Consider the following 5,860-nt stretch of genomic DNA (forward strand, 5'->3'; position numbering starts at 1 on the left):
TAGAGGTTGTCATAACAGAACGGCAGGATGTACAATGCCCCGAGGTTGAGTACCGTGGGCTAGACTCTGCCCGGTTGTTTAGATTTATATAATTTCGTTAATTTATGGGAGAAATACAATGGCTCTTACCGCCAATCAAGTACAGCAGGCTTATCTGGCCTATTTTGGGCGCCCTGCGGATGTTATCGGTCTGAACTACTGGGAAGGTCAAAGTCAGGCAGCCATGACTGCCGGTTTTGCAGCCAGTGCAGAATTCGCCAATATGTATGCAGGGATGAGCGCTGCTGCGGAAGTAAATCAGGTTTATCAGAATGTGCTGGGTCGCCAAGCTGATCCCGCCGGTTTGACCTACTGGGGTGTACAACTTACATCCGGTGCCCAGACAATCGGCAGCCTGGTCAATGCCATCTATCAAGCTGTTCTGAGCGAGCCCGCAACCAGCACGGATAACGTCACGGTTACCAATCGTTTGAACTACGCCACCGCCTTCACGAGCGCCATGACCAACAGTACCCCTGATATCGTTGGTTACAGCGGAACAGCAGCGGCATCCGCAGCACGTGCAGCAATAACCAGCGCTGTTCCAAGTGGTTCCACGGTAATGACCACCTTCAGCACAGTGGCTGCAGATGTGACCAGTGTAGTTGGTGCAGGCGTGCAAGGACAAACAACGACATTCAATCTCACTACAGGTGTGGATACTCTGAGCGGCGGACCTAACGCAACGTTCATTGCTGATAACACTGGTAATACAAAAACATTGGGTGTGGCTGATACAATTTCCGGCAGTGGTACGGGCAACACGCTGAAGGTTTATCTTGCCGCTGGAGAAATTACAATCGGCGGTACCGCTGGCAATATTACTGGCGTACAAAATCTGTATGTCAATAAAGCAGGAGATAGTGCCGGGAGTGCTTTGAGTCAAGATTTCTCAACCTATTCCTTCACCAGCATTACTGTTGATGGCGAAGCGAAAGCCGCAGACACCCTTACGCTCAAAGGCCAAGCACTGACCCTGGAGAATACAGGGTATGGTGCCACTATTACGGATACGACTGACACTTCGCTGACAGTGACTGTAAGCGCTATGTCAGCAGGCACATTGGATACTAGTGCTGCATCCAAGGCCACAGTTCTTAATCTGGTGAGTTCCGGGACGATCACAGGCGGTAATGTGGTTACGCTTTCCACCAATGCGATTGATACTGCTTTAAATGTATCTGGTGCTACTGCGATAACGGTTACAGCAGGGTCCACTGGTTCTGCTGATCTTACCTCTATAACTGACACGGGTACGGGTGGAAACACATTTGATATCAGTGGCGGTACTGTCAACGCAGGCTTCACCTTCACAGGTGGATCTGGTGGCGATACGCTGATTCTTAAAGCTGGTGATTTGACGACTCTGACCTCTGGTTCTCAGTTGAACGGGGGGGGTCTGCTTCGGCACCCGCAACCCTGGAAGTCAACGACACATCATTTTCTACTGCGGCATACACGGCTTTGAATGCTACGACGAACTTCCAGATTCTGGACTTGAATGCTGCTAGTACCACGATCAATGCATCGCTAATTACTGCTGGGTTCCATAACCACTTTGCGATTAGTGCTACTGGTACAAATACCATCAGCAACATGGCTGATGCCTCCACCGTGGATATCAGTTCTGCTGCAACATCCGATGTGCTGGGTGGAGTAGTTGGTGCGCATACGCTGAACCTGAATCTTCAATCTGGTGCGGTAGGAATGACCGAGACAGGGATAACGGTAACAGGGCTGACGACTATCAACCTGACATCCAATACCTCGACTGCTGGCGATACCAATGTCGTTACTGCTTTTGTGAACAGTGATAACACCACTTTCAATGTCACAGGTTCAGCTGCTCTCACCATGGCAGTGAAGGCTGCAATAACTACGGGTGATACCATTAACGCAAGTGCATTTACGGGGGCATTCACACTTACCGCTACCTCGGGTAAGGGGGATATCATTTCCACGGGTTCAGGAACAACATCCATTACGGATACTGTTTCTGCTACTGCTACTGGCAACACAGACACACTGCTGGCAGGTCATACCGCAATTGATACTATTAATACGACGGCTCACTATGGTGTGGCTTATGGTAGCGCCGGTGCTCTTACTACAGCCATGGACCAGATCAGCAACTTCAATATCGGTGCAACGGCTAGCGATATTCTGAAGATGGGTGGTACGACGGCGGCTGTTGGCGCTTCTGCCGACCTAGGAGGAGGTGTTTGGACCGTAACAAATGGTATTGCGACAACAAGCGGAACAAATACTGCTGCAGCGTTTATTGCTGCTGTCTATGCCACTGCTGGAACTGCTGGAGATGTAGTGGCTTATACCAATGGTACCAATACTTATGTTGCCGCAATGAATGGCACTGCTCATGATGCCTACGTAGTCGAACTGGTCGGTGTTCATACGGCTACCGCTGTTGGAACTGCTGCCGCAGCAAACACGATTCACATTGCTTAAATCAAATCTCCTTCACCGGAGATGCCCACAGAACAGCGTGGGTTGAAACAAACACGAAAACCCCACCTTTCCAAAAGAGGGGTGGGGTTTTTCTCTAAAGGGATTAAGGGATTCTGATTAGTCCTTTTAGAGAAAAATATTCACAATAGGCAGATCCTTTGTACTATTTGTCGTATTCATACTGGAGAATAAAAACATGGGCGGAACTACAGCAACAGCAACAGATGTTGAAAACGCATATCTGGCTTACTTTGGACGTCCTGCAGACCCGGAGGGTATGAACTATTGGCTTGGTCAGTCTATTGCGACCATGCAAGCTGGATTTGCTGCCAGCCAGGAATACCGGACGTTGTACGGAAACATGACCAATAAACAGGTTGTGACCCAGGTTTACTCGAATCTGCTGGGGCGTGCCCCTGATACGGGTGGGTTGGCCTATTGGGTGAACCAATTAAATATAGGTGCAGCAACGGTTAGTACGATTGTGACCCAAATGCAAGCGAATGCCGAAGGGATTGATATTGCAACACTTGCTAATCGTTTCGTTTATGCCATTCATTTTACGGAAGATCTGACTTCTCACTCACAGATAGTCGGTTACGAAGGAACGGCTGCAGCGAATGCGGCTCGTGTTGCGGTATCTCAGGTCCTCAACACAGCTTCATCCCTTGCCACTGCTGAATCCAATATGGCTCTGGATATACAAGCGGTGGACCAGGGAGAGTCACCTGTTGCACTGGCTGCGGCGAATGCGGCAGCGGCAGCAACTGCGGCGACCAATGCAAGCAATTTGGCCTCCTACGGTTCAATTAACGGGGTGACGCAAACCAGTGCTGCCAATACATTTGCGCTGAGTAGCGGTTCCAATACTGTCACCATGGTGGTGGGCACTGCTGCCGTAACGGATACATTTGACAAAAGTCTTAATCCCACTGCAGTAACGATCAATGTTTCCGGGTCATCGACAGGCGCTTTGACTCTTGCTGAGACGGGAACTTATACAGGCACATCCATGACGATGGCCATAAACGACTCAACTGCAGCAGCGGTGACGGTTGATACAATGCACGCCGGACATGTTTCAAGTGCTACATTCAATAATACGGGTAGTGCGACGCTGACTGATAATGGTATGACGGTAGGTACTCTACTTGCCAATGTCTATATGACGGGTACGGGTACCGAAAACTTCGTAAATATCACGTCGGCTAATGCAGGTTTTGCGCTTTCTGACAGTTCCAGCGCGGCTGTAGGCGTCGTTGCATTGACGGCTGGTGCCGGTACAGAATCCATCACTAATTCTGGTGCAGGCTTGCTGACCATCGGTACGGCTACCATGTCGGCTGGCGCGAATACGTTGACGATCACCAGCAGCGGCTCGGGTGGTATTATGGACACAGCGGATACGACTACCGCGACCACAGTGACGCTCAACAATACGGGTTCGGGAACGATCACTGAAGCCGCCATGACTGATGCCGCGCTTGCCACTCTGGATATCGGTGGGGTGGGGACCAGCGCAAGTGGCACGATTGGTGCGACAGTAACAGATACGCTGGCCGGTACGTTGACAATCAACGACACGCAAAGTGCTACTGCTGGTGCAGCAACTGTTGCGTTGGGAACATCAAGTACCATTACGGGATTGACCGTGGCTGATAGCAGTTCTGCAGATCTGGGTCTTTCTGCAGCCACGGATGCCTCTCTCACAACAGCGATTTTCGGCAACACAGGGACGGGAACACTGACCGTTAGTACACTCACTGCAGCTGCCTTGGCGACGGTATCGATGACGGGTACGGGTGCAGAGTCTGTGTCCATTACTAATGGCTCTTCAGCCATGGCGATTACTGATTCGAACACCAATACTTCAACCGCTATAACGCTGGGAACCCACGCAGGTATTGTTGATACTGTGAATTCCTCAACGATCAGTGCATTTTCTGTCACAGGTTTCGGTATAGCAGGTGGCGATGTGGCGGGTGTTTCGATTAGCCATGTCAGCGGTATGCTCGATAACGCTGGAGGAACCGCGGTAACAAGTGGTGTTGCAGTATCACTAGCGTCCTATACATCCACAGTTGGGGCAACGACCTTGGCAGCAACTACTAATGTAGTAGAAATTACCGGAAATATTGCTTCAGATAACGCGCTCCTGACGGCAATTGAATCTGGTGGAGGAGTGCCCATAACATTCGGTGGTTCTGTAACCGCCGGTAACGGTGTCATCTTCACCTACACCAACACTACTTCTGGCAATACGCATGTTGTAGAGGTGGTTCAAGGCGTCACTGGAACAGCAGTTGGCGCGGGATCCAGCGTTCACGATATCGTAAAATTGGTTGGAACGACGGCCGCATCTACGGCAGCAAACTTTCACTTCAACGCCTAATCTCCCTCACTGGAGATACCCACAATTCACCGTGGGTTGTATCAAATTTAGGCCCTGTCTCTCACAAGGAGGCGGGGTTTTTTCAACTCCCACATTTCCGAGATAAAACACAATATGTGCGAGACCGAAAACGAAACAAAACCAAAAATAAATAACTTCGATATTGCAATGCGATTGCGTGATTTTGAGATTACTCAACTCACGCAACGAAACAATTTCTTTATGATCTTTCAAGGCGTATTGTTTGCGGGTCTTGTGCAGTCCAGCCATCAAATACCGGTTGTCAGTTTTATGGTTTGCGTCGTTGGATTTTTGGTTTCCATGTTCCAAGTCGGGAGTGCAAGTGGGGCAAAGTTCTGGCAGGAATATTGGGAACAGAAACTATCTGATTTTGAAAAAGTAGCGAGGGATCAAAAACAACCTGAGTTGTTCCATCGCGATGATTGTCTGTATGAGAAAACTGTCAGGGATAAAATAAGTCAACGTGGTTTCTGTGGTCTGACGAAAAGACTTATCATGTGTCGGTTTTCTGTGAGCCGAATTCCGATCTGTGTTGGTATAACGTTGACAATAAGTTGGGGTTTGCTCGTTATGTGTACACTGCGCGAATATCCGCCTTTCTCAGTTCCGAGTTTTATCCTTGGATTCCGATGTATAAACGCTCACTGACCGTTTGTAAGCGATAACTGAGCGGCGTTGTATTTTCCCGGATAATTTTTCTGCATACTCCTCTTCAGATTGTGGCACAGGAGAGCAGGTATGGAAACCAAGCGTAGCAGGAGAATTCGCCACAGCAGGCAGGACTGGCAAGGGGGTACGCGGTCACTGAGCGGCGTTGTATTCAGGGAGGACTACCGTTATTTGGTGGAGACAAGCCGGTCCAAAGCAGGCCGGAAAAGAACTGTGACCAACCCTGACTTTAGCCAACCCGCAAAAAAACCCCGGCACTTAGCCGGGGTCGAT

The 5,860-nt window shown here is 49.7% G+C and carries 6 protein-coding genes; 5 read left to right on the forward strand and 1 reads right to left on the reverse strand.

Annotated features, from left to right (window positions below):
* The first annotated feature begins 118 nt into the window (after window positions 1-118).
* The 3 genes from IV91_RS16725 (at window position 119) to IV91_RS0106330 (ending at window position 4,897) form a co-directional block, all read left to right on the forward strand.
* Window positions 119-1,507, forward strand: coding sequence for a DUF4214 domain-containing protein (locus IV91_RS16725; protein ID WP_051862197.1), 1,389 nt, complete (start codon window positions 119-121; stop codon window positions 1,505-1,507).
* The gene (locus tag IV91_RS0106325) at window positions 1,504-2,505 is read left to right on the forward strand and encodes a hypothetical protein (protein WP_031596916.1); all 1,002 of its coding nucleotides are present in this window, start codon (window positions 1,504-1,506) and stop codon (window positions 2,503-2,505) included. The genes IV91_RS16725 and IV91_RS0106325 overlap by 4 nt, the downstream gene beginning before the upstream one ends.
* 196 nt (window positions 2,506-2,701) lie before the next feature.
* Complete coding sequence (locus IV91_RS0106330; RefSeq protein ID WP_031596917.1) at window positions 2,702-4,897, forward strand: DUF4214 domain-containing protein; 2,196 nt, start codon at window positions 2,702-2,704, stop codon at window positions 4,895-4,897.
* A gap of 6 nt (window positions 4,898-4,903) precedes the next feature.
* Here IV91_RS0106330 and IV91_RS19100 read toward each other — a convergent pair whose 3' ends face one another.
* A complete protein-coding gene (locus IV91_RS19100; protein ID WP_233418406.1) occupies window positions 4,904-5,167 on the reverse strand; it encodes a hypothetical protein in 264 nt (87 codons plus the stop codon).
* Between IV91_RS19100 and IV91_RS20010 the strand changes: the two genes are divergently transcribed.
* The gene (locus IV91_RS20010; RefSeq protein WP_459166975.1) at window positions 5,066-5,566 is read left to right on the forward strand and encodes a RipA family octameric membrane protein; all 501 of its coding nucleotides are present in this window, start codon (window positions 5,066-5,068) and stop codon (window positions 5,564-5,566) included. The genes IV91_RS19100 and IV91_RS20010 overlap by 102 nt on opposite strands.
* A gap of 90 nt (window positions 5,567-5,656) precedes the next feature.
* Window positions 5,657-5,860 (forward strand): hypothetical protein (locus tag IV91_RS18370; RefSeq protein WP_160171531.1); only part of this gene is annotated, 204 nt, incomplete at its 3' end.

Source organism: Ferrovum myxofaciens (assembly GCF_000735045.1).
GTDB classification, from domain to species: domain Bacteria; phylum Pseudomonadota; class Gammaproteobacteria; order Burkholderiales; family Ferrovaceae; genus Ferrovum; species Ferrovum myxofaciens.

Excerpts from the sequence above, each read along its gene's own strand:
- IV91_RS16725 (WP_051862197.1), top strand. The coding sequence starts at position 119 with ATGGCTCTTACCGCCAATCAAGTACAGCAGGCTTATCTGGCCTATTTT.
- IV91_RS0106330 (WP_031596917.1), top strand. The coding sequence starts at position 2,702 with ATGGGCGGAACTACAGCAACAGCAACAGATGTTGAAAACGCATATCTG.
- IV91_RS20010 (WP_459166975.1), top strand. The coding sequence starts at position 5,066 with ATGCGATTGCGTGATTTTGAGATTACTCAACTCACGCAACGAAACAAT.
- IV91_RS19100 (WP_233418406.1), bottom strand. The coding sequence starts at position 5,167 with ATGGCTGGACTGCACAAGACCCGCAAACAATACGCCTTGAAAGATCAT.